Here is a 26,091-nt window from a genome sequence, read left to right on the forward strand (position 1 = left end):
TGGTCACGCTCCCTTGCCGTTGCGTGCCGAAGCCGTCGTGTAGGGCGCCAGCGCCTCCAGCAGCGCCTCGGGCACCCGCACCGGCACGGTCGCGGAGTTGGGCCCGCGCATGCACGCGATCCGCTGCCGCCCGCGCGCCACCAGCCGCTCGCCGTCCGGGTGCAGGTGCACGTAGTCGAAGGTGAACTGCAGCTGCGTCTGGGTCAGCTCCTCCAGGCGCATCCGGATGGACAGCTCGTCGAACCCGGTGATCTCGGCGAAGAACTCGCACTCGACCCGGAGCGTGTACAGCTTCAGGTCGCCGCGGATGTCCTCCAGGACCGCCGGGGCCCGCTCCACGAGGAACATCTCCCGGCAGCGCCCCTGCCACCGCACGTAGTTGACGTAGTAGACGTTGCCCACCATGTTGGTCTCTTCGAAGCCGACCGTGTGGCGGATCTCGTAGTAGCCGGTCATGCTCGGTTCCCCTCTGCGTGGAGGACGGCGAAGACCACCGGGTCCGGCCGGTCGTCGATGGTGGTCGACCAGGTGGCGATCAGGGCGTCGCCGCAGGCGAGCAGGGCCCACCCGTCGGCCTCGACCCGGCGCACGGTGAGTGCCTGGGTCATCTCGCCGGTCTTGCGCACGCACTCCAGCGCGCTCCAGACCCGGGTGTTGGCCACCGTGACCGCTTCGCCGGTGTCCGCGGCGAGGAGCTTGCCGACGGCGACGAGTTCTTCGCCCAGCAAGCCGGCCCAGTCCTCTTCGGTCCGTTCGACCGCGGTCTCGACGTCGCACGTGAGCTGCCCGCTGCCGGTGATGGCCAGCGTCAGCTGCGAGGTGTGCGACGCCGTCACCTCGAAGCCGTCGAGCTCCGGCTTGCCGTCCGGGCGGTAGCGGATCTCGACCGGGCGGTCGAGGCTGCGGCCCGCGGCCAGCGCGGTCTGGGCGCGCCGCTCGGCGATGCCCTCCACCGCGCGGTCCGCCGGATCCGGTTCGACGACCACGGCCCGGGTGCCCCCGAGCAGCCGCTCGCACGCCCGCTCCAGGTAGGACCCGAGCATCGACGGGACCCAGGGGCCCGCGCCGTCGCGCTTGCGCACCGCCCGCAGCTGCAGGCCCTCCCACCGCTCGACCAGGGTGCCGTCCGGGTTGCGGACGTCGAGGTCGTAGAGGTAGCTGTCGCCGTCCTGGGACCGCTCACGGGCGTCGAGCAGGACGTACTCGTCATGCTGCTCGCCCGGCGCGGCCAGGTAGAGCTTCTCGATGCTCTGCGGCAGCAGCGTCGCGTCCGGCACGCAGCACTGGATCGCGTGCATCATCGCGTCCCGGGTGCCCGGGTCGGCCAGGAGCCGGTCCTGCGGCAGGAAGGGCGCGAACCACGAGACGTTCGCGGTGGTCGCGATCTCGGCGACGGCGTGCCGGGCACTGGCCCGGCGGTAGCCGACGACCCGCTGGAACCGCTTGCCCTGGAACAGGACCGAGCCGTAGAGCTCGTGGATCGGGTCCACCGGCACGGCCGGCAGCGCGACGGTCCGCGGCGCCGGTTCCCCGAGCACCTCCGGGCGGGCGAAGTTCAGCCGGGCCCGGAAGTGGTCCGCGCTGAAGCCGGTTTCCTCGCTGCGGACCACGACGTCCACGGTCTCGCCGTCCCGTGCGAGCGCGGCCAGCCGGATCGTGGTCGACTTGCCCGGCGAGACGATGATCGGCCGGAGGAACTCGACGTCCTCGAGCACCGGCGTGCCGCCGCGGCCGAGGGTCGCCGTCGCGACCTGGGTCATCGCCTCCATGCCCAGCACGGCCGGGAAGAGCAGCTGGCCGTCGAGCAGGTGGTCGGTCAGGTACGGGTCGCTGCCCGCGGACAGCTCCGCCTCGGTGATCAGCTCGACCCCGGGGTAGTGCACGACCGTCCGGTCGATGAACCGGGTCAGCGGCAGCTCGCGCCGCTGGATCGGCAGCGTGGGCAGGCCGTTCATCCGGCCGCAGACGACGAGCACCGGCGGCGCGGCCGGGTCGGCGAGCAGGCGGCGCAGGATGGCGATGCCCTCGTCGAGCGGGATCGGCGTGATGCCGTCGCGCATCAGGGCGCTGACCACACCGAGCTTCTCGCCCATGCCCGTGCCCGACCAGACCGACCACTCCAGGGCGAACACCCGCGCCTGCGGGTGCTCCCGGCCGAAGCGCAGGGTCGCCTCGGTCATCCAGTCGTTCGCCGTGGAGTAGTGCGCCTCACCGCGCAGGCCGGCGCGGCCGATGATGCTGCCGAAGGTGATCAGCAGCTTGACGCGGTCCTTGTCGATCGCGTCGAGCACGGTGTGCAGGCCGTCGATCTTCGGCGCGAGCGTCTTGCGGAAGGCGTCCTCGGTCAGGCTGAACACCGCGGCCGGCTCGTTGCGGCCGGCGCCGTGCAGCACCGCGGTGACCGGGCCGAGGTCGGCCTGGATCCGGGCGACGGCTTCGGCGATGGCCGTGGCGTCGGTGACGTCGGCCCGCTCGTAGCGGTGGCGGATGCCCGCCGCCTCCATGCGGTCGAGGTTCTCCGCCAGCTCGGCGTCCTCTTCGGGGTCACTGCGCCCGAGGAGCGCCAGCTTCGCGCCGGAGTCCTTCGCCATCGCCAGCGCGCTTTCCGCCGTGATGCCCTTGCCACCACCGGTGACCAGCAGGACGTCGGAGCCGTCGAGGGTGTCGGTCCTCGGCTCGGCCGGCGCCGCCGGGATCCCGACCAGCCGCGGCACCGTGCGGGCACCTTCGGCGTCGTAACGGGCTTCGATGAAGTCCGTCGTGGCGGCGACCTCGGCGACGACCGTCGTCACCGCCGTCGTGATCGCCTCCGGCTCCGCCGGGGACGGGTCGGCCAGGTCGACGATCGTGGTCTTCGCCGACGGGTCCTCCAGCCTCAGCGTCTTCGCCAGGCCGGACGCGCCGTAACCGTGGTGCACCACGACGAACCGCGTGCCGTTGGGCGCGGACATGAGCGCCCGGCCCGCGTCGAGGAACAGCCCGACGTGGCTCTCGTCGCAGTCGGCGGGCAGGCACAGCAGCACCCCGTCACCGGCGCCACTGCGGGCGAGCGCGCTCCGCAGCGGCTCGGCCAGCGGGTGCCCCGGCGTCGCGAAGACCTGCCACTGCGTGGCCACCTCGCCCGCGGCGATGTCCGCCGCCGGCCGGGCGGCCGGCAGGTACTCGACCGCGAACGGCCGGACCCACGGCCCGATGCCGGGCGCCTCGCCCTTGCCGGCGGCGTCGGCCGGCTTGGCCGTCTGCGCCAGCTCGTCGATCATCTCGGCGAGCTCGCCGAGGCAGACCGTCGCGAAGTTCGGCATCCCTTCGAGCGCGGGACGCCCCAGTGCCCGGGTGACGTCGTTGACCAGCTGCCCGACCGTGATGGAGGACAGGTGCAGGTCGTCGAGCGGGTGCGTGTCGGCGGTGACCGCCTCCAGCGGCAGCTCGACCCGTTCGGCCGCGAGCTTGCGCAGCAGGTCGAGCGTGCTGCTGCCGGTGTCGGCCGTCTCGGACGCGTCGGCCTGGGCCCGCTCGGCCGCCACCTCCGCGGCGAGCTCGGCGTCGATCGCCGGCGCCTCTTCACAGGGGCTGGCCAGGAACCGGAAGTTCCCGTCGGCCGGCAGGTCGCGGACCACGCGGCCGGCGAACAGCTGCTCGAGGGTGACCGGCGCGCCCAGCGCGAACGCCGCGCCGAGCACCCGCAGGACACCGGCGAGGGAGCCGTTGTCCGTGTCGAGCGCGAGCACCGGGGTGCCCGGGGCGATCTCCTCGAACAGGCCGGTGAGCACCCGGCCGGGGCCGACCTCGATCACGAGGTCACTGCGCTCGGCGACCTTCGCCGCCGCCTCGCGGAAGCGGACGGGCAGCACGATCTGCTCGCGCAGCAGCTCCGGCAGGTTCTCCGCGGCGTGCAGCACGTCGCCGGTCACCGTGGAGACCACCGGACGCTCGAGCCGCGCGAAGTCGAATTCGCCGAGCCGCTCGATCATCGCGGTCGCGGCGGGCTCGACCTCCGGCGAGTGGAACGCGTGCGACACCTTGATCCGCGCCGCGCCGACGCCCTGGGCCTTCGCCTGGGCGACCACGCGGTCGACCGCGGCGACCGGCCCGGAGATCACCGTCTGCTGGGGTGCGTTGTACCCGGCGATGACGACGTCGGTGCCCAGGCCGAGCTCCTCGGTCCGGCCGGGCGAGGCGACGATGCTCGCCATCGCGCCCGTGCCGGGGCCGACCTCGGTGGCCATCACGCGGCCGCGGATCTTGGCGAGCTTCAGCACCTCACGCTCGCCGACCGCGCCGGCCCAGTGCAGGGCGGTCAGCTCGCCGAGGCTGTGCCCGGTCGCCGTGCTCGCTTCGACGCCGAAGGAGCGCAGCACGCGCAGCCCGGCCAGCGACCCGGTGACGATCCGCGGCTGGGCCACGTCGGTGGCGACCTGGTCGCCGACCGCCGGCAGCCCCGCCGCGTCGTGGATCTCGGCGGCCACGCCGAACCGGCGGCGCAGCGCGCTGTCGCCACCACGGCCCGAACCCTGGCCGGGGAACAGGAACCCGATCTTCGGCTCGGTGGGACGCGAGCTGCAGAAGATCCCGTCGACGCCCTCGAACACCGAGCCGTCTTCTTCGAGCAGCTCGAGCAGCTTGGTCAGCTTGCGCTCGGCCTGCTCCGGGTTCGCCGCGACGACCGCGGCCCGCACCGGCTTGCCCGACAGCTCACCGGCGAGCGCGCCGGCCAGGTCGGTCAGCTCGGCGAAGGACAGCTTCGGCACCGTCTCGAGCAGCGCCGCGAGGCGGCCGCGCAGGGAGGCGACGTCGTCGGCGTCGAACAGCAGGATCTCGGCGTCCTGCCGGCCGGCGACCAGGCTGCGGGAGCGCTCGTCGAGCTCCGCGCGCCGGGCCGCGTTGGGGGCCTCGGACACCGTGATGTGCGAGTTGATGCCGCCGAAGCCCATCGCGGACACACCGGCGCGCACCGGCTGGTCCGACGGCCACAGCCCGGCGTCGCTCGGCACGTACATCCGCGCGGAGTCGCCGACCAGCGACTCGTGCGGGTCGAAGTGGCCGGTGGCCGGCGGGATCACCTGGTGGTAGACGGCCAGGGTCGCCTTGATCAGCCCGGCGACGCCGGCGGCGGCCTTGGTGTGCCCGATGTTGCCCTTGATCGTCGAGAGCGCCGCCGGCTTGGCCAGCGGGTCCGCGTCGCGGCGGGCGGTGGAGAGGGCTTCGATCTCGGTGGCGTCGCCGAGCGCGGTGCCGGTGCCGTGGCCCTCGAAGTAGGACACGGTTTCGACGCCGTAGCCGGCCCGGGTGTAGGCGCGCTTCAGCGCGAGCCGGTGCCCCGCCGCCTCGGGCCGCGTGATGCCGCCCTTGCCGTCGGAGGAAACGCCCCAGCCGGCGACCGAGGCGTAGATCCGCTTGCCCTGCTCGATCGCGTCGCTCTCGCGCATCAGGACGAGCATGCCCGAGCCCTCGCCGGGCCAGAAGCCGTTGGAGTCGGCGTCGTAGACCTTCATGTCCCGCTTGGCGAGCGCGCCGGTCTTCGCGAAGCCGATCACCTCGAACGGGTCGATCGAGAGGTCCACGCCGCCGGCGACGGCGACGTCGAGGTCGCCCTGCACCAGCGCGTTCGCCGCGCTGACCACCGACAGCAGGGACGACGAGCAGGCGCCGTCCACGGTGTAACCGCCGCCGGCGAAGTCGAAGTGGTTGCAGACGCGCCCGGCGATGGTGTTCGCCAGGCCGCCGGCGAGGGTGTCCTCGTTGATCTCCGGGAACGGCGCCTTGTACTGGACTTCCAGCTCCCGCAGGAAGTCCCCGGTCTCCTGGTCGCCCCAGCCGCGCTCGCTCAGCGCCGCGGCGACGGTGCGCCGGACGTAGGGCCAGCGCAGCCGCAGGACGTTGGCGCGGGAGAACTCGCCGGTGAGGCTGTTGCCGACGACGACGCCGGTGGCCGTCTTCGGCGCGCCCTCCCCCTCGGGGAAGCCGGCGTCGGCGAGGGCCGCCGCGGCGACGTCGAGGGCGAGCCAGTGCGTCGTGTCGGTGGAGCGGAACGTGCTGCCGGCAACCTTGTGGGCGACCCGGTCGAACTCGTAGTCGCGCAGCACCGCGGCCTTCTGCGCGTAGAACCGGTCCGGCGCCTTGGGATCGGGCGAGTAGTAGTCCGCCCGGTTCATCCGCTCGTCGGGCAGCGTCCGGAACGCCCGGCGGCCGGCCAGCACGTTCTCCCAGAGCTCCTCCGGTGAACCTGCGTCCGGGTACCGGAGACCGATACCCACGATCGAAATCCGCTCACCGCTCATGCCACCGCACTCCCACTGGATCTCGTGCCCCGATAACCGGTCCGGTCCAGCATGGCCCGGCCTGCCGGTTGTGTCTTCTTTCTGCATGCCCGCGGCCACACAGGCCGCACGCAGCGACAATCCGCGCTCAAGTCCACAGTGGACGGAAGCACGCTCAGTCGGCGAACTGGCCCGGCGCCCGGCCTTCGCCGGCCGGGCCGCGGTACGCCTGCGCGATGTCGAGCCACTGGTCGGCCAGCGCACCCTCGGCCCGCAGGCCGAGATCGTCGCGGTGCCGGCGCCGGGTCACGAGCAGGCAGAAGTCCTCGGCCCCGCCCGTCACGCGCTCCGGCGAGTCCTCGGGCCCGAACGTCCACAGCGCGCCCGAGGGACCGGTGATCTCGAACCGGAACTCGGTCTCCGGCGGCGTGAGCCCGTTGGCCTCGTACCCGAAGTCGCGGACGCGCACGGCGAACCCGACGAGGTGGCGCAGCCGGTCGGTGCGCACCGGGCGCACGCCGAGCGCGTCGGCGATGTCCTGGCCGTGCCCGAACAGCTCCATCATCCCCGCGCACGCCAGGATGTACGGCGGCAGCGGGTTCACCAGCCACGGCACGAGCTGGTCGCCCGGGACCGCGGACAGCGCCTTGATCGAGTTGTCCCGGTCGGCGCGCCACTTCGTCAGCAGCACCTCGGCCGGGTCGTGCTCGAACTCCTTGAGCGCGGCGTTGACGGCGACGTCGAGCCCGCCGGTGAGCGACTTCGTCATCGCGACGAAGGCTTCCGGCTGCGCGGCGGCCAGGCCGGCGATGCGGAGGATGAAGGTGAGGTGGGCGATCTGCTGGCGGACCCGCCAGCCCGGCGCGGGCGTCGGCGTCTCCCACTCGGCTTCGGTGAGGCCGGCCACGAGCGCGTCGACCTCGGCGGCCTCGGCGGTCAGGTCGGCGAGCACACCCGTCGTGTCAGTCACGTTGTCCTGTCCTCTCGTTGGGCCGGCTCAACTGCCCGCCACCAGGTCCAGCTTGGAAACCGCGCGGCGGCCGGTGATCGAGCCGTCGGGCGCCGGGGCGCCGTAGGTGACGTCGACGCCACGGGCGGCCAGCGCGCGGACGATGCCGGGCACGGCCCGCTCGGCCAGCGCGGCGATCGTCATGGCGGGGTTCACCGTCAGCGCGCCCGGCACCGACGCGCTGTCGGTGACGAAGATGCCGGCGTGGTCACGCAGTTCGTGGTTCGGGTGCAGCGCGGAGGTCGCCGGGTCGTCCCCGATGCGGCAGGAGGCCAGCGGGTGCACGGTGTAGGCGCCGACGACGTCGTTGGTCCACGGCGCGACCTTCGCCATGCCGTCCTTCTCGATGATCGCCTTGCAGTCCGCGTCCGCCAGCGCCCAGCCGCGCCGGGTGTTCGGCGTCGGGTCGTAGCGCAGCGACCCGCGGCCCAGCATCTGCTGCGAGATGCGGTAGGCGTTGCCGGTGGGCGGCGGGGTGCCGAAGACACCCTCGTTGTCGTCCTCGGTCATCAGGAAGATCGTCAGCCAGTTCGACCACTGCTTGAGGATTTCCTTCTTCTCCGCGCCGAACCACCGCGGCTCCTCGCCGCCGGGCGCCTGCGCGAGGATGGTGCCGAGCCCGGGCGGGAAGTACAGCTGCTCCAGGGAGTACCGCTCGTACTCCGGCAGCGAGCCGTCGAGCTTGTCCCAGTTCGCCACCGTCGGGCCCTTGCCGATGTGGTTGGCCGCGTAGACCGCACCGTCCTCACGGGACAGTCCGAGCACCTCGCGCACGCGGTCCTCGTCGATGATCGCGGTGTTGAGCCGCTCGCCGTTGCCGGAGAAGTACCGGCCGACGGCGTGCGGCATCGTGCCCAGCGCCGCTTCGGACCGCTGCAGGATCACCGGCGTCGCCCCGGCGCCCGCGGCGATGATGACGATCTTCGCCTCGATCACCCCGGTGCCGGTGTGCACCCGGTAGTCCTCTTCGTCGATCAGGTCGTAGTGGACGCGGTAGTCACCGTTCTCGGTCCGCTCCAGCCGCTCGACCTCGTGCAGCGGCCGGATCTGCGCGCCGTGCGCCAGCGCGGCCGGCAGGTAGTTCGTCAGCATCGACCGCTTCGCGTCGAACCGGCAGCCCGCCATCATGAAGTTGCAGTTGACGCACTTGTCGTTGTCCACCGCCACCGGTGCCGGGTTCGCCGTCCGGCCCGAGTGGTCGCAGGCCGCGGCCCACAGCCCACCGGCGTACGAGACGTCGTTCCAGTCCTGCTGGGACACCGGGATCGACTCGGACACCCGGTCGTACCAGGGTTCCAGCGTGTCCCGGCTGATCACGGACGGCCACATGCGGCGCCCGATGCTGCCGTGGCGGTCGAAGACGAACTTCGGCGCCCGCGGCATCGCCGCGAAGTAGACGACGCTGCCGCCGCCGACGCAGTTGCCGCCGAGGATGCTCATCCCGTCACCGGCGACGAAGTCGAACGCCCGGGTGTAGGACGAGCCGAGGGCGTAGTCGTGCTCGACCTCGTCCGCGGCCAGCCACGGCCCGCGCTCGAGGACGACGACCTTCGCCCCGCCCGCGGCGAGGTGGTACGCCGGGATCGAGCCGCCGAAGCCGCTGCCGACTACGACGACGTCGGTCTTTTCCATCGCACTCATGCGGGACTCCCGGAGGGCGTCGTGTCGGGGTGGGGTTCGGCCAGCTTGCGGCCGTAGGAGAACTTCGGGAACCGCCAGAACCCGTCCGCGTCCGGCGGCTTGTAGCCCAGGGCCAGCAGCCCCGGGTGCCCGTCCCGGATCGCCTGGGCGGTGGGCAGGTGGGCGGCGCTGTCGAAGGCCATGTTGCAGAACATCGCCAGGCTCACCCACCCGTCCTTCTCCGGGTGGCCGGGCTTGGTCAGCCGGGTCACCAGCGCCCGCCGGTGCTCGTACGGGAGCGCCACGAACGGCGGGACGTCGGTGTCGATCTCCAGCTCGACCTCACCGGCGTAGGACTTCGCGTGGTCGTTGAGCGACTGCGCGAGGTACGGCAGACCGGCGGTGATGCCGGTGGCTTCCCAGCTGATCAGGTCCAGCGCACCCGCCGCCACCGCGCCCGGCCCCGGCGAAGCGCCGGCCACCGCGCGATCCTCCGGGAACCGCTTCTCACCCGGCACGATCGTGTCGGCGTACGCCTCCAGGGTCAGGACCCTGTCCTCTTCTTCGCCTGCCACCGGCCTGCCTCCTCAGCAAACTGTCCAAAGTAGAGCGCTACTGCCCGTGCGGGTCACGCCGCGAGCGGCTTCTCCTCGCCCGCCGCGGCGATCACCGGCGCGGCCGGCTTCTCGTCCAGCTCGGCCTTCGCCGCCTGCTCGGCCTCGAACTTGATCCGCGCCTTGTTCGAGAAGTGCAGGCCCCACAGGAACATCCCGCGGATCAGGCACACCGAAGCGGTGGCGAAGAACAGCCCGTAGGCGATGTGCGCGGCGGTGAAGAACCCGTACATCATCGCGATCCCCGCGCCGAAGGCGAACTGCGAAACCGGCTTCGACGGCGAGGTGCCCGGGTCGGTCACCATGTAGTTCGTGTAGAGCACGAACGCGATCCCGGTCCCCATGGCCAGCGCCCCGGGGATGGCCGTGCCGAACAGCACCCCGCGGAGCACCGCCTGGACGACGAAGAACGACAGCCACCCCCCGATCAGCCACATCCGGCCGGTCAGCAGCGAGTTGAGCACCGTGCCCGAGATCAGGATGATCGCCACGATCAGCCAGCCGATCCAGGTGTCGACCTTCTCCGAGAAGTGGTACGGCGGAGTCATGTTGACCCACGGGAACACCAGCAGCATCACGGTGATCCCGAAGTTCGACGGGTTCATGTAGTGGCGCATCCGGCCGAACACCGGCGCCTGCAGCACCCACTTGGCCCCGACCGCGACGACGACACCGAAGATCATCGCCCAGATGTGGTCGTTGACGTAGGTCAGCATGTTCAGCGCCAGCGCGGTGATGTGCGCCGGGAACAGGAACTCCACCAGGCCCCGGAACCCGTTGCCGCGGAACCGGACGTCCCGGCCGGTGACCCGGGCGTTGAGGATCTCCAGGCCGATCTCCGTGGTGTACGCGGTCGCCAGCGCGACGAACGGGTACAGCCACGGCTGCTCGAACCCGAGCACGGTGTAGCCGAGGATGTTGAAGATCGTGATCGAGATGGCGAAGCGGCGCAGGGCCGTGATGACCTTGTTGGTCCGCTTCGGCGGTGCAGTGTCCACTTTGGTCGTTATGGGCGTCACCATGACGTCACATCTCTTCCTTCGCCTGGGTCCCGAGCTGGTACATGTGGCAGCCCGGCGCTAGCTTCAGGTCCTGCGTGCGCAGCTGCCCGGTGCGGTCCCGCCACTGCAGGTGCACGTTCAGCGGGCCGGTGACGTTCTCGCCCAGCCCGATCTGCACGTCGAAGCTGCGGCGGCCGGCGTGGCCGCTGCTGCCGTCGACGCGGCCGACGTACTTCTTGCCGTCCGCCGTGGTGACGGTGGCCTCGGCGCCGATGGCCGGCGAGCCGGCCGAGGGCAGCGGGCCCGGTGCCACGGGGGCGTCGGTGCTCAGCTTCAGCTGCAGGAACTTCCCGGTCTTCGGGCTGTCGTTGTGGTAGAAGACCGGCTGCTCCCACTGCCGTGCGACCGCGAACTCGGGCAGGCCGTCACCGTCGGCGTCACCGACGCCGATGCCACGGGTGGGCACCGGGACGGCCAGGCCGAGCTTCGGCGCGAGGTCGACGTAGGTGCCGTCCGAGCGCTTCACGAAGAAGTGCAGCGTCTGGTCACCGGCGAGGTCGTCCCCGGGCCGGGCGTTGGGCCACCAGAACGGGTTCGACGTCATGCCGTCGTTGGCCACCGCCAGCTCCTGCAGCTGCGGCCAGCGGTTGACCTGGCCCTTGATGAAGCCGGTCGCCTGGGCGATCTGGACGTCACCGCTGTTGTTGAAGTCCTCGATCTTCGGGTCCCAGCCCCAGCCGGACCACGCCGTGCGGGTGTCGCCGCTCTCGTCGTGGAACGGGGCCACGCCCTGCTGCAGCTGCTGCTTCAGGTCGGTGAGGTCCTTGGCGGTGTTGACGAACTGGAGGTTCGACTCCTCGACACCCCACGACGTCGTGATGTTGCTGACGAAGATGTCGTAGAGGCCGTCGTGGTTGAAGTCGCCGAAGTCGACGCCCATGCCCTTGAAGGAGTCGTTGCCGAGCACCTTCGACTTCGGGTCGGTGATCCCGCGGACCCCGGTGACCTCGCCGAACTCGATGGCGCCCGGCTTGGACTTGTTGTAGAGCAGGTGGTCGTGCCCGAAGTCGTTGGCGATGTAGAGCTCCGGCAGGCCGTCGGAGTCGATGTCCGTGGCGCTCGCGCCCAGCGACCAGCCGCTGCGGGCGGCCTCCGGGATCCCCGTGGAGGCGTCCACGAAGGACACCGACGGTTTCGCGCCCGCGGTGGCACCGGTCCAGCGGTAGATGAACTTGCCGCCGCCGTTCTTCGCGTGCGACATCGACTGGTTCATCGTGATGCCGCCGTCGGCGTTCGGGTCGAGGACCTTGCTGTCCGGGAAGTAGTTCCCGATGAAGACGTCCACGTGCCCGTCGCCGTCGAAGTCGCCGATGGTGGCCGCGTTGGTGTTCCACAGCGGGCCGTTGTACTTCCCGTCGGGACCACGCAGGTTGCCGGGCACCATCTCGGTCGGCTGGAAGGCCGCGGGGGCCAGCTTGGTGGCGCCGGCCTTCTGCAGGAACACGACCGGGGTGCGGCCCCAGTAGTAGACCAGGACGTCCATCCGGCCGTCCTCGTTGAAGTCGCCGGGTACACAGCCCATCGGGGCCATGTAGTCCCACGTCGGCAGCGGGGCCGGGTCGAGGGCGAACGGGGCGTAGCGGTCCTGGCCCTTGCCCGGCGTCGGGGTCACGACGACCTGGTCGCTGCGCGGGTCGACCAGGCAGATGTCGTTGGCCAGGCCGTCACCGTCGAGGTCGTTCATCGCGATGGCGGCGCCGGTGGAGGACATCCAGGCCGAGATGTGCTCGTACTGCTTGTTCAGCGTCCGCACGTTCTGCGACTTCGCCGCCGCCGGCAGCGCGATCGTCATCGGGGTGAAATGGAACTTGCCCGCCAGCTGGTCCTGCTCGGCGGCCGAGACGTTCGGCAGGCGAGCGACGAAGAACATCGTCAGCACCAGCACGATCGCCACGATGCCCGCCAGCTGCCGGCGCAGCCAGCGCAAGGTCGCGGTCATTGGTTCACTCCTCCACGGGTCAGCACTTCGCCGGCGATCCGCTGCCGCCAGGTTTCGAACGCCGGGAGCTCGCCGTCGACGATCTCCGCCGGGCGCACCTCCTGGGTGATCGCCGCCGCGCGCTCGGCCGGCAGCCCGCAGATCGCCCGCGTGGCGACCTCCGTCTCGGGGATCAGCAGGCCCGCCCGCACCCGGGCGTCGGCCGCGAAGGCACTGCCCTGGGCGAGCTGCCCGCGGTGCTCACCCGCGCGCCGGGCGAGTTCGGTCAGCTCGGCCTCGTCGACCCCGCACGCGTAGGTCGAGGCGAGGCCGATCCCGGCGTACAGGTCGCCGTGGCGCGCCGGGTCGAACTCGGCGACGGTCTTCGTCACCAGGTCGACGTCGGTGCCGCAGATGAACCACAGCGCGCGGCCGATGCCCTGGTCCATGGCCCGCAGCGCGTAACCGCTGTATTCCTTGGCGGGCCAGGGGAAGTCGCGCTCCTGGTACTGCTGCCGGACGTACTTCTCGGTCTTGAAGTACGCCTGGTGGAAGCCGTAGCCGTCGAGCACCAGCCAGCGCAGCAGCGGGTCGAACCGCTCCGCCTTCGGCCAGGCGAACCGCGGCAGCCGCGCCATCGCCCAGCCGACGCCGACCAGGACGATGTAGTTCTGCAGCGCCCCACCGGGGTTAGCGAGGAAGTCGTCGACGTGCTTGCGGCCGCCGAAGGGCAGGCCGTCGAGCATCGCGTAGCCCATTCCCGCGCCCTCGTAGGCGAATCCGCGGAACTGGACCGGGATGCGGCTGAGCCATTCCTCGCACTGGGCGGGGTTCCGGGCTTCCACGGCGTGCGCGTAGCCGAGCAGGAACTGCTGCCCGACCGTCTCCAGCAATTCCTGAGCCTGCGGGCTCTTCTTGTGGAAACCACGTTTGTCCAGCGACGTCTCGGAGACGTCCGGTGTGAGGATCCGGCGCCTCAACGCGCGCCAACTGTCGCCCAACGCACTTCCCCCTTCGAGGGTGGTGGTTTCGTACGGTGCTCGTTCCACGGTCACAGATTTCGTACCGGGCGGTCTACTCCACGTTTGCCGCCGCCCGCGGGCCGTATCCGCACGTCAGCCCGCTGCGCGGCGCGCGTCCGGCCGGAACTCCGACCGGATGCGCTCGCGCCAGAGCTCGTACTGCGGCTGGGGGCCGTCGTCGTCGCTTTCCGCGGCCTCGGTCCGGTCGGAGACGGCCTGCAGCCCCTGCACCGAAAGGTCGGTGAGGACCCCGGCGGCGAGGTGGGTGTGCGCGGGCACGTGGCCCGAGTACGTCCGGCCCTTCACGGCGAACACGACACCCAGCGCGAGCTGGTCGTAGTAGTCCCCGGAAGCCCGGCGCAGCTGCGCGAGCCCGCGCTGGTCCGCACCGCCGGCGAACGTCGACGCGAGGCCGACCCCGCTCCACAGGTCCGCCCGCCGGTGCTCGGCGAACCGGCCGACCGCGGCGGCCACGGCGTCCGGTTTCCCGCCGTGCATGAACCACAACGCCCGCCCGACCCCCTGGTCGAACGCCCGGGGGAAGTACTCCGGGCGCCCCGCCCACGGGTAGGGCACCGGCTCGGCCTGCTCCCCCACCCACTTCTCCGTGTCGAAGTAGGCGCGGTCGAAGCCGTAGCCGTCGACGGCGAGCCAGCTCATCACCGGGTGGTAGGGCTCTTCGGTCAGCTCGGGCAGGATGTTCTTCCACAGTGGACGCGGCAACCGCGCCATCGCGAAGCCGATCCCGATGTAGGTCAGGAAGATGTGCGGCCGCGCCGGCCCTTCGAGCAGCGCGCGGGTGCGGTCGCGGCCGCCGCCGGGCATGGCGTCGAGGATGGTGTAGCCCATCGTCGCGCCTTCGTAGGCGAACCCGCGCTGCTCGGGCTCGACGAGCGCGAGCCGCCGCTCGATCTCCCAGAGGGACGCGCCTTCGATGGCCCATTCGAACCCGCACACCACCGCCTGCGGCACCGCCTCCAGCCGGGCCGTCGCGTCGGTGTGCGTCACGGGGAAGCCGCGTTCGGCGAAGCCGACCGAGGCGATCGAAGGAGCGAGAAAACGCTTACGGAGGACACCGATCAAGGTGGACATCGTCGTGTGATCCTTCTGCTCGTCGGGATCAGGCGGCGGAGCGCAGGTGCGGCCGCTGGGAGGCGAGCATGCGCTGGGTGTACGGCGACTGCTTCGACGCCAGGGTGATCGCGATCGGCGCGTCGGTCGGGGCCGGCGCGCGCAGTTCCATCCGGGTGGCGGACCGGCCGGTCGGCGCCACCTGCACGGTCGAGTAGCCGATCGAGAACCGCGGCTCGGCGTTGCCCGGCCGGTGCTGCGCGACCGCGATCGCGGTCCACCGCCCGGCGGGCGCGCCGGGGATGACCAGCTCGCCGGAGTTCATCTCGGCCATGCCGCTGAACGCGACCGGACCGCACTGGGGCACCGGGTCGGCGAAGAGCCCGACCAGGGTGTCCGCCGGCGCGGAGCCGCGCGGCAGGCCGAGGTCGATGGCCAGCGTGCCGGTGCCCGGCTGCAGGGACGCGCAGCTGTGGCCGGCCGCACGCAGCGCCCGCAGCGGCGGGAGCCGTTGCAGGGTCGGCGAAATCGCCACGAGCAGCTCGGCGACCTGCGGCTCCCGGTACTGCGTCGGCGTCAGCCCGACCGCGTTCGAGAACCGGCTGGTGAACGTGCCGACACTGCTGTAGCCGACGCTGCACACGATGTCGGAGACGTTCAGCGAGGTGGTCAGCAGCAGCCGCTTCGCCTCGAACAGGCGCACCGCGGCGAGGAAGCGGCCGGGCGTGACGCCGGTGGCGTCGGCGAACATCCGCGAGAAGTGGAAGCGGCTGACGAACACCTCGGACGCGAGGTCGGCCAGCGTGATCGGCTCGAAGTACCGTTCCCTGATCGACGAGATCGCCTGCAGCACCGCGGGCCGGACCGACTTCTCCACGCGCTCGAGGGCCGGGCGCCGGGGCGGATCGTCGAACTCGCTGTCGTGTCCGACAGACGCAACAGAGTGCAACATCATCAGTCCAACCTCGAATTCCCCTGGTGGCTGTTCTCCTCGTTGCCAGGGAAGACGTCAGGTGTCGCAGATCGATTGACGAGCGATCGAGGGTTCCCGTGATCGTTCGCCGTCGTTCGCGGGACGCCCGGCCGGGAGCGGGTGATCCACCCGGGCCGTCCGTGCGGAACGCCCGGGTGCGGTGTGCCGGACGCCCGCGGAGCTGATCGACGGCGGTCCCGCGTGACGAGCGTCTGGGCCGATCCAGGGACCCCGCGAGCTCGCGGATCGGCGGTTCGACCAGATGGCCGAGGATGCGTCGCGCACGTCCGGGACCTGCGAAACGCACGTGGGGCCGGGGTGAACGCATGTCGACTCTGGTGGGCGGTTCACTGGCCGCCGGGGCGGCGCTCTGTCACATTCGGACAGAAGCCCGGAGTTCGGCCGTCCACCGACCCGCGCGGCACGACCTGGGGAGCGCGAGGACGCACTGACGATGGTGGAGGCCTGCCATGTACTCCGAACTGCAGCGAACCGACGAGCCGGACCGCGGCACCGTCCACTTCACCGTGCTCGGGCCGCTGGAGGTGTTGCGCCAAGGCGTCGACTACGCGCCCAGCGCGCCGAAGATCCTGTCCCTGCTGGCCGTGCTCGTGATGCGGCCGGGCAAGATGGTACACATCGACACGCTGATCCGGGAGCTCTGGTCGGATCACCCGCCGCGGACGGTGCGCACGACGTTGCACACCTACGTCTACCACCTGCGCCGCTGCATCGACCAGAACGGGCTCGCGGCCGACGGCGAGGCGATGCTGGCGACCAAGCACACCGGTTACACCTTCAACATCGATCCGTCCCAAGTGGACACCCACCGCTTCGTCCGGCTGCAGCAGGCCGGGCAGGAGCGGCAGGAAGCCGGCGACCACGCCGGGGCGGCCGACGCCTACCGGGACGCGCTCGACGTCTGGACCGGCCCGCCGTTCGCGAACGTCCACTGTGGACCGGTGCTGTCCGCCTACCGGACCGAGCTGCTCGAACAGCGGCGCAGTGTGCTGCACATGCGCATCGAGGCGGAGATCGTCAGCGGGCGGCACCGCGAGCTGATCGGCGAGCTGCGCTCGCTGACTACCGGCAGCCCGCTCGACGAAGCCCTGCACGGGCAGCTGATGCGCGCGCTCGGCCGCAGCGGCCGCCGGTCCGACGCGATGGCCGTCTACCGCAGGCTCCGCTCGCGGCTGGCCGGCGAGCTGGGTGTCGAACCGTGTGACGACCTGCAGCTGCTGCACCGCGAGCTGATCTCCGAGGGCGACCACCGCTGAGCCGCCCACCGCTTCCCCGGCAGCCGCCGGAGCCCGTCGTACCGCCCCGAAGAGAAGTGAGGAAGTTCGATGCCCACTCCGCACACCCGCGCCTACGGCCAGTACTGCGGCGTCGCCCGCGCCCTCGAGATCGTCGGCGAGCGCTGGTCGCTGCTGATCATCCGGGACCTGGTCCTCGGCGCGAAGCGCTACGACGAACTGCAGACCGGCCTGCCGAAGATCCCGCCGTCCATCCTGTCCGCCCGGCTCAACGAGCTGGAGGCCACCGGGGTGATCCGCCGCCGTGTCCGCGCCGAGCTCGACGCCGGTCTCGTCTACGAGCTGACCCAGTACGGCAGCGAGCTCGACCAGATCCTGCTGGACCTCGGCCTGTGGGGCGCCCGCTCGCTCCAGACCCCGGCCGCCGACGACGTGGTCATCCTCGACTCGGCCATCCTGTCGCTGTACTCGACCTTCCGCGCCGAGCGCGCCGAAGGCGTGCAGGTCACCTTCGAGATCCGCTACGACGACCGGATGATCGTGCACGCCCTCGTCGAGGACGGCGTGGTCAAGGTCGGCGAGGGCCGCTTCCCCGGCGCCGAGCTGGTGATCAAGGCCGCGCACGGGTCGGCGCTGCTGGACGTGATGAGCGGCCGGCTCACCGCGGCCGACGCGGTCCGCTCGGGCAAGCTCGCCATCGACGGCGACGTCACGGACCTGGAGCTGTTCGCCCAGCTGTTCCACGTAGGCGCAGCACCGGAACCGGCCACCGGCATCGTGGTCCGCTGAACCCGGCCGAGCCGCTCAATCCCGTCGGGCGGCTCACAGAACCCGGTCGACTGCCGGCATCGTGGTCCGCTGCATCCGGCGAAGCCGGTCAGCACGGCGAAGCCGGCGGCATCGTCGCCCGCTGAATCCGGCCGAGCGGTCAACCTGTTGCCGGACCACTGAACCCCGGTCGGCACGGTCGGGCCGCCGGCATCGGCACCCGCTGAACCCGGCCAGCCGGTCAGCCGGTCAGCACGGCGGAGCCGGCAGCATCGGCGTCCGCAGAACCCGGCCGAGCGGTCAACCTGTCGGCGGCCCGCTGAATCCGGCGGAGCCGATCAGCACAGCGGAGCCGGGCGGCATCGTCGCCCGGCAGGTCCGACGAGTCCGGCCGGACCGGCATCGGCGTCCGGCGAAGTGCACCGGTCAGGCCGTCGGCCGGTCCGCATCGAGCCGGCCCGGGGCGAGCCGGTCCGCCCGGTCCTGCAGGTAACGGCGTTCCGGGCCGCTCTCGGTCCGTGCGGCCGCGCGCAGGTAGTGCTCGCGCGCGTCGGCCGGGCGGCCGGCGCGTTCGAGCAGGTGGGCGCGCACGGCGTCGACGCGCCGGGCCAGGTCGAGCTTGCCGTCGACGCGGTCCAGCACGTCCAGGCCGGCGGCGGGGCCCGCCACCTGCGCGACGGCGACGGCCAGGTTCATCGTCACCACCGGGCTCGGCATGAGCTCGCCCAGCACGCCGTAGAGCTCGACGATCTGCGGCCAGTCGGTCTCGTCCGTGCCGGGCGCCTCGTCGTGCAGCGCCGCGATCGCGGCCTGCACCTGGTACGGGCCGACCGGGCCGCGCCCCAGCGTCGCCCGGACGAGCCCGGTGCCCTCGGCGATCATCGCCGCGTCCCACCGGCCGCGGTCCTGCTCCGGCAGCGCGACGAGCTCACCGCCGGGGCCGGTGCGCGCCGCCCGCCGCGCGTCGGTCAGCAGCAGCAGCGCGAGCAGGCCCGCCACCTCGCCCTCGTCCGGGAGCAGCGCGTGCACGGCGCGGGTCAGCCGGATCGCCTCCGTGGCCAGCTCGGCGCGCACGAGGTTCTCCCCCGACGTCGCCGTGTACCCCTCGTTGAAGATCAGGTACAGCACCTGAAGAACCACGCGCAGCCGCTCCGGGAAGTCCGACGGCGAGGGCTCGCTGAACGTCGACCCAGCGGCGGCGATGCTCTCCTTCGCCCGGGTGATGCGCCGGGTCATCGTCGTCTCGGGCACCAGGAACGCGCTCGCGATCTGCGCCGTGGTCAGGCCGCCGACCGCGCGCAGCGTCAGCGCGACCTGCGAAGGCGGCGACACCGCGGGGTGGCAGCACAGGAACAGCAGGGACAGCGTGTCGTCGGAGTCGGCGGGCCGGTCCTCGCCGGGGCCGGGGACGACCGCCGCGGTCACCGGCTCGCGCACGGCGACCGACTCCTCACGCCGCCGCCGGGCGCTCTCGCTGCGCCAGAGGTCGGTCAGCCGCCGGGTCGCGACCGTGACCAGCCAGGCGCGCGGGTTGTCCGGCACGCCCTCGGCCGGCCACTGCTCGCTCGCCGCGAGCAGGGCCTCCTGGACGGCGTCCTCGCACGCGTCGAACTGGCCGTACCGGCGGACCAGCACGCCCAGCACCTGCGGCACCAGCGGGCGCAGGACCTCGGCGACCGGAGCGGGCGCGGTCACCTCACGAACCGGGGATCGAGGACTCGGCGTCGGCGAAGAAGACGATTTCGCGGACCTCGACGGCGAGTCCGTCGATCGCGGCGTCCGGGATCATCGCCGCCAGTTCGAGGGCGCGCTCCTTGTTCTCGACGTCCACGAGGTAGTAGCCGGCCAGGAACTCCTTCGACTCCAGGAACGGGCCGTCGGTGATCGCCGGCAGGCCCCCGCGCACCCGCACGACGCTGCTGTCGGCGACCGGGGCGAGGGCCTGGGTGCCGATCATCTCGCCGGACTCCCGGATGGTGCGGATGAACTCCTGGTGCCCGGTCATGATGCCGTCCATCTCCGGTTCGGACAGGCCGGCCATCACGTCGGGGTTCAGGTACATCGCCAGCAGGTACTTCAACTCCGGGCTCCCTTCGCCCACCGCCACCTGGTCGTCGCCACGAACATAGCGTCGCACGCGCGGAGTGGAGCGGCCGCGGGCCCGCGTGCCAGCCTGGGCCTGCAGCCGGTACCTCGAAACGGGAGGGTGGCACCGATGGCCGACGTGTTCACGGACCTGCAGGCCGAGACCGAGGGGCTGGTCAAGCTGGCCGAGCGGCACGGGTACGGCCCCGGCCCCGACCTCACCGGCCACTTCGCCCGGCTGACCTCGACCGCGCGCCTGGTCCGGCTCAGCGCCGAGGACCCCGGCTCGTTCGGCGTCACCCCGCAGGTCTCCTACGACTCGCTCGACGAGGCGATCGTGTCCTGGCTGATCGAGCAGCGGAAGGCCAACGCCCTGCTCGCCGCGGCCCCGCCGGAGCCGGCCCTGCCGTGGAGCGACGGGCCGCTGCGCCCGTCGGTGCTCGCCGCGGCCGCGCTGACCGAGCTGTTCGCCGGCGGCCAGGACATCGCGGACGCGCTCGGGGTCCGCCCGCGGCGCGACGACGCCATCGGGCACGTCGCCTACTACGGCGTCCGGACCAGGGACCGCGCCTACCGGCGGCACCGGCGGACCCCGCCGGGGCCCTTCCGGTTCGAGCTGCGGGCGCCGTCCGGGACCGCGTGGACGTTCGGTCCGGAGGACGCCGACGGCCGCGTCGCCGGCTCCGCCGAGGACTTCTGCCTGCTCGTGACCGGCCGCCGCCGCGCCGAAGACCTCGCGCTGACGTTCGTCGGCGAGCACCCCGTGGAATGGCTGCACCTGCTGGAGAGCTGACCGGCCCTACTCGAAGGGCGTGGGGTCCCCGGCGCCGTAGCGCACGATCTCCGGTTCACCGGAGGAGAAGTCGACGACCGTGGTCGGCTCCACGCCGCAGTCGCCCGAGTCGAGCACCGCCTCGAGCTGGTGGTCGAGCTCTTCCTTGATCTCCCAGCCCTGCGTCATCGGCTCGTCCGAGCCAGGCAGCAGCAGCGTGCTCGACAGCAGCGGCTCGCCGAGCGCGGCGAGCAGCTCCTGGGTGACGTGGTGGTCGGGGATGCGCACGCCCACCGTCTTCTTCTTCTCGTGCATCATCCGCCGCGGCACCTCCTTGGTGGCCGGCAGGATGAACGTGTAACTGCCGGGCGTCGCGGCCTTGATCGCGCGGAACACCGAGTTGTCGATGATGACGAACTGGCCGAGCTGGGCGAAGTTCTGGCACACCAGGGTGAACTGGTGGCGGTGGTCCAGCTTGCGGATGGAGCGGATCCGGTCGAGCCCTTCGCGGTTGCCCGGCCGGCACCCGAGCGCGAAGCACGAGTCGGTCGGGTAGGCGATCAGCCCGTCGGCGCGGAGGATGTCCACGACCTGGCCGAGCGCCCGTTTCTGCGGGTTGTCCGGGTGCAGGTCGAAATAGCGTGCCATGGCCGGTGAGCCTAAGGTCACGGCCCGTGCACGGCACGGCGGGCCCGCGCGTCTCCCTGCGTGCCGTGTCCCCGCTAGGTGGGGGACAGCGCCGGCCCGGCCGGCGCACAATCGGCGTCGAGCTGGTCGAAGGCCACAGCCGGGAGGACTCGCCGTGACAGAACTGACCCTGCCGGAGTCCCAGCGGACTCCCGCCGTCACGTTGTGGAAGTACCAGTTCGAGGGGCCGGACGGCCGGGTCCTGCTCGCGGACCTGTTCGGCGACCGCGCGCGGCTGGCCGTGTACCACCCGATGCCGGACTTCAGCGGCCCGCAGGACCTGGTGCCGACGGCGGAGGTCGCGGCCGCGCTCGCCGAGGAGGACCTGCGGCTCGTGCTGGTCTCCCACGCCCCGTACCCCAAGCTGGAGCAGTACCGGCGTCACTTCGGCCGGAACCTGCCGGCGTACTCCGTGGTGAGCGCCGGCTTCGCCGAGGACTTCGCGGCGACCCACCGGATCCCGTCGGCCGAGCGCACCGGCCCGTGGGACGACGACTGCGCCGGGCTGAGCTTCTTCCGCCGCGAGCGGGACTCGGTGCGCCACATCGGTTCGATCGCCGTGCCGCAACTGGACTTCCTCGGGCTGCTCGCCGTCCCGGGGCCGGTTCCGTTCGCCCGGCGCGCCGAGCAGTAGCACCGGACACGACGGCGACGGGTTGCGAGGAATGGTCCAGACCGATTCCGGTTACCGGGGACCCGGCCGCGAGTGGGCTAGGATGGTTCGCGGACGGACAGCACTGCGCCCTGTGCGGTCCCGGAATGGCTGGCCGCACCACACAGCCGGAGGGTTCCCGATGTCCCCGGTCGCAGCGCTCGAACCCACCCCCGGTCAGTCCGCGACAGCCGAGCCCCGCGGGACGACAGGCGTGGACCGGCGGCCCCGGCTGGCGACCTATCTGGCGGCGGGCATCATCGTGGCCGTCATCGCCGGGTTCAGCGTGATCGGGATCGCCAACCTGCTGCCCGCCTCGGTCGACGTCGTCGACGGCGTCTTCGGCCTGCTCGGCATCACCGCGCTCCTCGCGATCCAGCTGCTGTGGTTCAGCCGCCCCACCGCCCGGCTCCACTCGACGACCAGCCACGTCCTGTTCGCGGTGATGATCGTGCTGGCCTACGTCCCGATGCTGGAGTTCGGCATCCTGTGGGCCGACATGCCGGACTTCGTCGCCGGAGCGGCGCTGCTGGTCCTGCCGTCCCGCTGGGCGTGGCCGGTCGTGGCCGCCGTCTGCGGCAGCGTCGTCTGGATCAGCCAGGCCAGCAACCACGACCTGCTGTCGACCATCTACAACGGCCTCGCGACGCTGGTCTACAGCCTGATCTTCTACCTGCTGGCCCGGCTCGTCCGGATGGTGTACGAGCTGCACCTGGCCCGCACCGAACTGGCCCAGCGGGCCGTCGCCGAGCAGCGGCTCGCCTTCGCCCGCGACCTGCACGACCTGCTCGGGTTGAGCCTGTCGGCGATCGCGCTGCGCGGCGAACTGGTGCACCGCCTGATGCGCAAGTCCGCCGGGCGCGCCAAGGAGGAGCTCGCGGAGATCACCGCGACCGCCCAGCGCACGCTCTCCGACGTCCGCGCGGTCTCGCACGGCTACCGCGAGCTCTCGCTGGAAAAGGAGTCCAGGACGGCCGAGTCCCTGCTCGGCGCGTCCGAGATCGCCGTGCAGGTGCACCTCGAGCAGGACGACCTGCCGGTCCAGGCGCGGACCCTGCTCGCCAGGGTGCTGCGGGAGGGCGTCACGAACGTCCTGCGCTACAGCGACGTCGAGCACTGCCAGATCAACGTGCGCCAGCACGACGGCAAGGTCACCCTGGAGATCGTCAACGACGGCGTGAGTGCCGACCAGGCGGCCCTGGAACCGGGCAGCAAGCTCACGAAGCTGCCCGAAGAGGTGGCGGCTCTCGGCGGCACCGCCACCGCCGAGGCCGGCCCGGACGGCCGGTTCACCCTGCGTGTCGAACTGCCCCTGCCGGCCGTGCTCGACCGGCCGGAGCGGGACGGGGCCGGGCCCGAGCCGGCGGCCGAGTCCCGGCGGATCCGGCTGCTGCTGCCGGTGGTGATGTCGCTGCTCGGCGCCGGAGCGGTGGTGCACGTGATCCAGCTGACCACCGAGCCGTGGCGGATCGCCCTGGTCGTCGGCCCGGTGACGGCCCTGCTGGCCCTGCAGTTCTCCTACTTCAACCGCCCGTCGACGGTGCTGCGCACGGCCCAGAGCTACGCGATGCTCTTCGTCCAGGCGTGCCTGATCTACCTGCCGCTGGTGGCGCTGGGGAAGGACTGGACCAGCGTCCTCGGCCTGCTGCTCGGGAGCGCGCTGCTGGTCATGCCGCCCGCCGTCGGCTGGCTGTTCTTCCTGGTCAACATCGCCGCCTACGCCGAGATCCAGCGCCTCACCGGGGCGGGCACCGCCGCGACCATCTTCTACACGGGCGCGGCGGTGATGATCGGGCTGGCCGTGTTCGGCCTGCTCTGGCTGGCCCGGCTGGTCACCGAGCTGGACGAGACCCGCCGCCGCCTGGCCGAGATGGCGCTGGCCGAGGAGCGGCTGCGGTTCGCCAGGGACCTGCACGACCTGCTCGGCATGAGCCTGTCCGCGATCGCCCTGAAGAGCGAGCTGACCGCCCGGGTGCTCCCGCTGGACCGCGACCGGGCCACCGAGGAGCTCGTCGAGGTCCTCCAGCTGACCCGGCAGGCGCTGTCCGACGTCCGCTCGGTCGCCAGCGGTTACCGCGAGCTGTCGCTGGACAGCGAGTCCCGCGCCGCCCGGTCCGTACTCGTGGCCGCCGACGTCCGGGTGCGCATGGAGATGCTGCAGGACGAGCTGCCGACCCCGGTGCGCACGGTGCTGGCGGTCGTCCTGCGCGAAGGCGTCACGAACGTGCTGCGGCACAGCTCGGTGGAAAGCTGCGAGATCGCCATGCGGCGCTCGGACGCGGGCGTGACCCTGGAAATCGTCAACGACGGCGTGACGGACACCGACCCGTCGCCGGCACCGGCGTCCGCCAACGGCGCGAGCCGCGACGTGTCCCCCGGAACCGGCATCGGCAACCTCACCCACCGCGTCGCGGACCTCGGCGGCGAGCTGACAGCGGGCGTGGAGGCGGACGGCCGCTTCCGCCTCCGCGCGGTGGTCCCGGTCTGAGCCGGCCACCGGCCCCGGCACCCACGCCCGACCCGGCTCACCAAGCCGGCCCCGGATCGAGCCGAGTTCCTCGACGCGCCGCGGACCTCGGCGGGCAGCCGGCCCCCTCAGCGCGGCCACACCGCGCCGACCAGACCGACGCCAGCCCCAGCCAGCTCCGCCGCAGACACCGGCAGCCCACCGAAGCTGAACCGGCCACCCGCCCCAGCACCAACCAGCCGCGCCGGCCGGCACCGGACCACCCGCCCCAACCCCACGCGGCACCCACCGAACCGAGCGCCGGCCAGGCTCCTCGGCGCGCCACAGACCTCGGCGGACAGCCGGCCACAGAAGCGGAACCGAACCACAGCCCCACGCGGCTCCCACCGAACGGACCCACCAAATCCAGCCGAGCATCTCGGCTCGCCGCAGCCTCCGGCTGGCAATCGACCACAGAAGCGGAACCAGACCCCCAGCACCACGCGACCACACCGGCCCACCCCAACGACCCGGCGCCGAGCCCCAGCCACGCTCCTCCGCACGCCACAGACCCCGGCGGACGGATCGACCACAGAAGCGGAACCGCACCCACCCCAGCCAGGGTCCCGGCACGCCGCGGCGGACAGCCGCCCACAGGAGCCGAGCCGAAGCCCCACCCTCAGCCGCGCCGATCCGAACCAGACCACCAGGCCCACCCGGCCCCCCTCGAACCGGCGTCAGATCCAGTCGGACTCCTCGGCGATGCGGATGGCGTCGACCCGGTTGCGGGCGTTCAGCTTCGCCACCACCGTCGTCAGGTAGTTGCGGACCGTGCCCGCCGACAGGTACAGCCGCGCGGCGACCTCCACGGTGCCGTAGCCCTGCGCGGTCATCCGCAGCACGTCGCGCTCGCGGCCGGTGAGCGGGCAGTCCACGGTGTCCCACGCGGCCAGCGCCAGGTCGCCGTCGACCATGCGGCGGCCGGCCAGTACGCCGCGCACCGCGTTGGCCAGCTTGTCCGGGGGCGCGTCCTTCAGCAGGAACCCGCCCACCTTGGCGTCCAGCGCCCGCCGGAGCGTGCCCGGGCGGCCCAGGCTGGTGAGGATGAGCGTGCGGCACTCCGGCAGCCGTTCGTGCAGCTCACCGGCGGCGGTCAGGCCGTCCATGCCCGGCAGGTCGATGTCGATCACGGCCACCTGGGCGCGGTGCTCGCGGGCCGCGGGCAGGATCTCGGTGCCGTCCGCGACCTCCGCGACCACCTCGATGTCGTGCTCGAGGCCGAGCAGGGCCACCAGGGCCCCCCGGACTATGTGCATGTCTTCGGCAACGAGCACTCGGATCACGGATGCCTCCCCAGACGGCTCCCCGGAACTCTCCCCAGAAACCCAGTTAAACACCGTGTACGGCAAAGTCGGTTACCCCGTTCAGGCGCCCTTGGGCACTACTGACGCTAATGCGCGGGCATTAGGGCAAGAGCACGGTTAAAAATACCGCCACGCGCTCGGACGACTACCCGAAGTGACAGAGTCAGTTCGTGTCGGAAACTTTCCGGCGAAGGGCTCCGGGACGGCGTTGTCCCACCTACGCCTCGGGCCGGCCGCGGCGGGCACAGAGTGCCCGGTCACGACCGGCCCGTGGTGAGGACACCGCACCAGCCCCCGGTCAAGCCGCTTCGAGGACGTCCACGCGGCAGATGCAGAACCGGACGGCGCCGGGCGCCGGCGCGACGTCGCTCCACAGCTCGAACCGGTCGATGACCAGCTCGGTGGGGCGCTCGGTGCTCTCGGCCTCGATACCCAGGTCGGCGAAAAGCGTGTGAACGTCAGCAGAAAAAGGTGCGGACATTGTTTTCTCCCAGTGGCGAAGATGAATGCTTCACG

Annotated in this window: 20 protein-coding genes; 5 read left to right on the forward strand and 15 right to left on the reverse strand. The window is 71.9% G+C overall.

The window, feature by feature from the left end; all coding sequences use genetic code 11:
* Positions 1–3: 3 nt before the first annotated feature.
* The 10 genes from ACGFMK_RS33950 to ACGFMK_RS33995 all read right to left on the reverse strand — a co-directional run bounded on the left by ACGFMK_RS33950 (position 4) and on the right by ACGFMK_RS33995 (position 15,527).
* Positions 4–456, reverse strand: coding sequence for an acyl-CoA thioesterase (locus ACGFMK_RS33950; RefSeq protein ID WP_323336586.1), 453 nt, complete (start codon positions 454–456; stop codon positions 4–6).
* The gene (locus ACGFMK_RS33955; RefSeq protein WP_392772035.1) at positions 453–6,278 is read right to left on the reverse strand and encodes an SDR family NAD(P)-dependent oxidoreductase; all 5,826 of its coding nucleotides are present in this window, start codon (positions 6,276–6,278) and stop codon (positions 453–455) included. The genes ACGFMK_RS33950 and ACGFMK_RS33955 overlap by 4 nt, the downstream gene beginning before the upstream one ends.
* Positions 6,279–6,432: 154 nt before the next feature.
* Positions 6,433–7,227 carry a TIGR03084 family metal-binding protein gene (locus tag ACGFMK_RS33960; RefSeq protein ID WP_392772038.1) on the reverse strand — a complete coding sequence of 265 codons (795 nt, stop codon included), beginning with the start codon at positions 7,225–7,227 and terminating at the stop codon, positions 6,433–6,435.
* Between the two features lie 27 nt (positions 7,228–7,254).
* On the reverse strand, positions 7,255–8,907 hold the full coding sequence (locus ACGFMK_RS33965) for a GMC family oxidoreductase N-terminal domain-containing protein (protein ID WP_392772041.1): 1,653 nt from the start codon (positions 8,905–8,907) through the stop codon (positions 7,255–7,257).
* Complete coding sequence (locus ACGFMK_RS33970) at positions 8,904–9,461, reverse strand: DUF5987 family protein (RefSeq protein WP_392772044.1); 558 nt, start codon at positions 9,459–9,461, stop codon at positions 8,904–8,906. Before ACGFMK_RS33970 ends, ACGFMK_RS33965 begins: the two co-directional genes overlap by 4 nt.
* Positions 9,462–9,514: 53 nt before the next feature.
* Entirely contained in the window at positions 9,515–10,522 is a 1,008-nt protein-coding gene (locus ACGFMK_RS33975; protein ID WP_392772046.1) for an enediyne biosynthesis protein, read from the reverse strand.
* 4 nt (positions 10,523–10,526) lie between these two features.
* Positions 10,527–12,500, reverse strand: a complete 1,974-nt coding sequence (locus tag ACGFMK_RS33980; protein WP_392772048.1) for a CRTAC1 family protein — start codon at positions 12,498–12,500, stop codon at positions 10,527–10,529.
* The gene (locus ACGFMK_RS33985) at positions 12,497–13,480 is read right to left on the reverse strand and encodes a DUF1702 family protein (RefSeq protein ID WP_392772051.1); all 984 of its coding nucleotides are present in this window, start codon (positions 13,478–13,480) and stop codon (positions 12,497–12,499) included. The genes ACGFMK_RS33980 and ACGFMK_RS33985 overlap by 4 nt, the downstream gene beginning before the upstream one ends.
* Before the next feature lie 114 nt (positions 13,481–13,594).
* The gene (locus ACGFMK_RS33990; protein WP_392772054.1) at positions 13,595–14,593 is read right to left on the reverse strand and encodes a DUF1702 family protein; all 999 of its coding nucleotides are present in this window, start codon (positions 14,591–14,593) and stop codon (positions 13,595–13,597) included.
* 28 nt (positions 14,594–14,621) lie between these two features.
* Positions 14,622–15,527: a helix-turn-helix transcriptional regulator gene (locus ACGFMK_RS33995; protein WP_392772057.1), complete on the reverse strand. Its 906-nt coding sequence runs from the start codon at positions 15,525–15,527 to the stop codon at positions 14,622–14,624.
* A gap of 488 nt (positions 15,528–16,015) precedes the next feature.
* Between ACGFMK_RS33995 and ACGFMK_RS34000 the strand changes: the two genes are divergently transcribed.
* Both ACGFMK_RS34000 and ACGFMK_RS34005 read left to right on the forward strand, forming a co-directional pair.
* Entirely contained in the window at positions 16,016–16,822 is an 807-nt protein-coding gene (locus tag ACGFMK_RS34000; protein WP_392772060.1) for a BTAD domain-containing putative transcriptional regulator, read from the forward strand.
* A 69-nt stretch (positions 16,823–16,891) separates the two neighbouring features.
* Positions 16,892–17,590 (forward strand): winged helix-turn-helix transcriptional regulator, encoded by a 699-nt coding sequence (locus tag ACGFMK_RS34005; RefSeq protein ID WP_392772062.1) that lies wholly within the window; start codon positions 16,892–16,894, stop codon positions 17,588–17,590.
* Positions 17,591–17,995: 405 nt separating this feature from the next.
* On the opposite strand, the gene ACGFMK_RS34010 is transcribed toward ACGFMK_RS34005, so the two are convergent.
* Together ACGFMK_RS34010 and ACGFMK_RS34015 are read right to left on the reverse strand one after the other, a co-directional pair.
* Positions 17,996–19,264 (reverse strand): RNA polymerase sigma factor, encoded by a 1,269-nt coding sequence (locus ACGFMK_RS34010; protein WP_392772064.1) that lies wholly within the window; start codon positions 19,262–19,264, stop codon positions 17,996–17,998.
* Position 19,265: 1 nt separating this feature from the next.
* The gene (locus tag ACGFMK_RS34015; RefSeq protein ID WP_392772113.1) at positions 19,266–19,649 is read right to left on the reverse strand and encodes a YciI family protein; all 384 of its coding nucleotides are present in this window, start codon (positions 19,647–19,649) and stop codon (positions 19,266–19,268) included.
* 135 nt (positions 19,650–19,784) lie between these two features.
* Between ACGFMK_RS34015 and ACGFMK_RS34020 the strand changes: the two genes are divergently transcribed.
* Positions 19,785–20,447, forward strand: coding sequence for a maleylpyruvate isomerase family mycothiol-dependent enzyme (locus tag ACGFMK_RS34020; protein ID WP_392772066.1), 663 nt, complete (start codon positions 19,785–19,787; stop codon positions 20,445–20,447).
* Positions 20,448–20,453: 6 nt separating this feature from the next.
* Here the strand turns inward: ACGFMK_RS34020 and ACGFMK_RS34025 are convergent, their stop codons facing one another.
* The gene (locus ACGFMK_RS34025; protein ID WP_392772069.1) at positions 20,454–21,074 is read right to left on the reverse strand and encodes an L-threonylcarbamoyladenylate synthase; all 621 of its coding nucleotides are present in this window, start codon (positions 21,072–21,074) and stop codon (positions 20,454–20,456) included.
* Positions 21,075–21,228: 154 nt separating this feature from the next.
* On the opposite strand from ACGFMK_RS34025, the gene ACGFMK_RS34030 reads away from it, so the two are divergent.
* Entirely contained in the window at positions 21,229–21,747 is a 519-nt protein-coding gene (locus tag ACGFMK_RS34030; RefSeq protein ID WP_392772071.1) for a DUF899 family protein, read from the forward strand.
* 232 nt (positions 21,748–21,979) lie between these two features.
* Positions 21,980–24,253, forward strand: a complete 2,274-nt coding sequence (locus tag ACGFMK_RS34035) for a sensor histidine kinase (protein WP_392772073.1) — start codon at positions 21,980–21,982, stop codon at positions 24,251–24,253.
* 695 nt (positions 24,254–24,948) lie between these two features.
* Here ACGFMK_RS34035 and ACGFMK_RS34040 read toward each other — a convergent pair.
* Both ACGFMK_RS34040 and ACGFMK_RS34045 read right to left on the reverse strand, forming a co-directional pair.
* Positions 24,949–25,554, reverse strand: coding sequence for a response regulator transcription factor (locus ACGFMK_RS34040; RefSeq protein ID WP_323336620.1), 606 nt, complete (start codon positions 25,552–25,554; stop codon positions 24,949–24,951).
* Positions 25,555–25,873: 319 nt separating this feature from the next.
* Positions 25,874–26,056 carry a hypothetical protein gene (locus ACGFMK_RS34045; protein ID WP_392772075.1) on the reverse strand — a complete coding sequence of 61 codons (183 nt, stop codon included), beginning with the start codon at positions 26,054–26,056 and terminating at the stop codon, positions 25,874–25,876.
* Between the last annotated feature and the right edge of the window lie 35 nt (positions 26,057–26,091).

The sequence above is a fragment of the Amycolatopsis sp. NPDC049252 genome (assembly GCF_043197175.1).
GTDB lineage: Bacteria > Actinomycetota > Actinomycetes > Mycobacteriales > Pseudonocardiaceae > Amycolatopsis.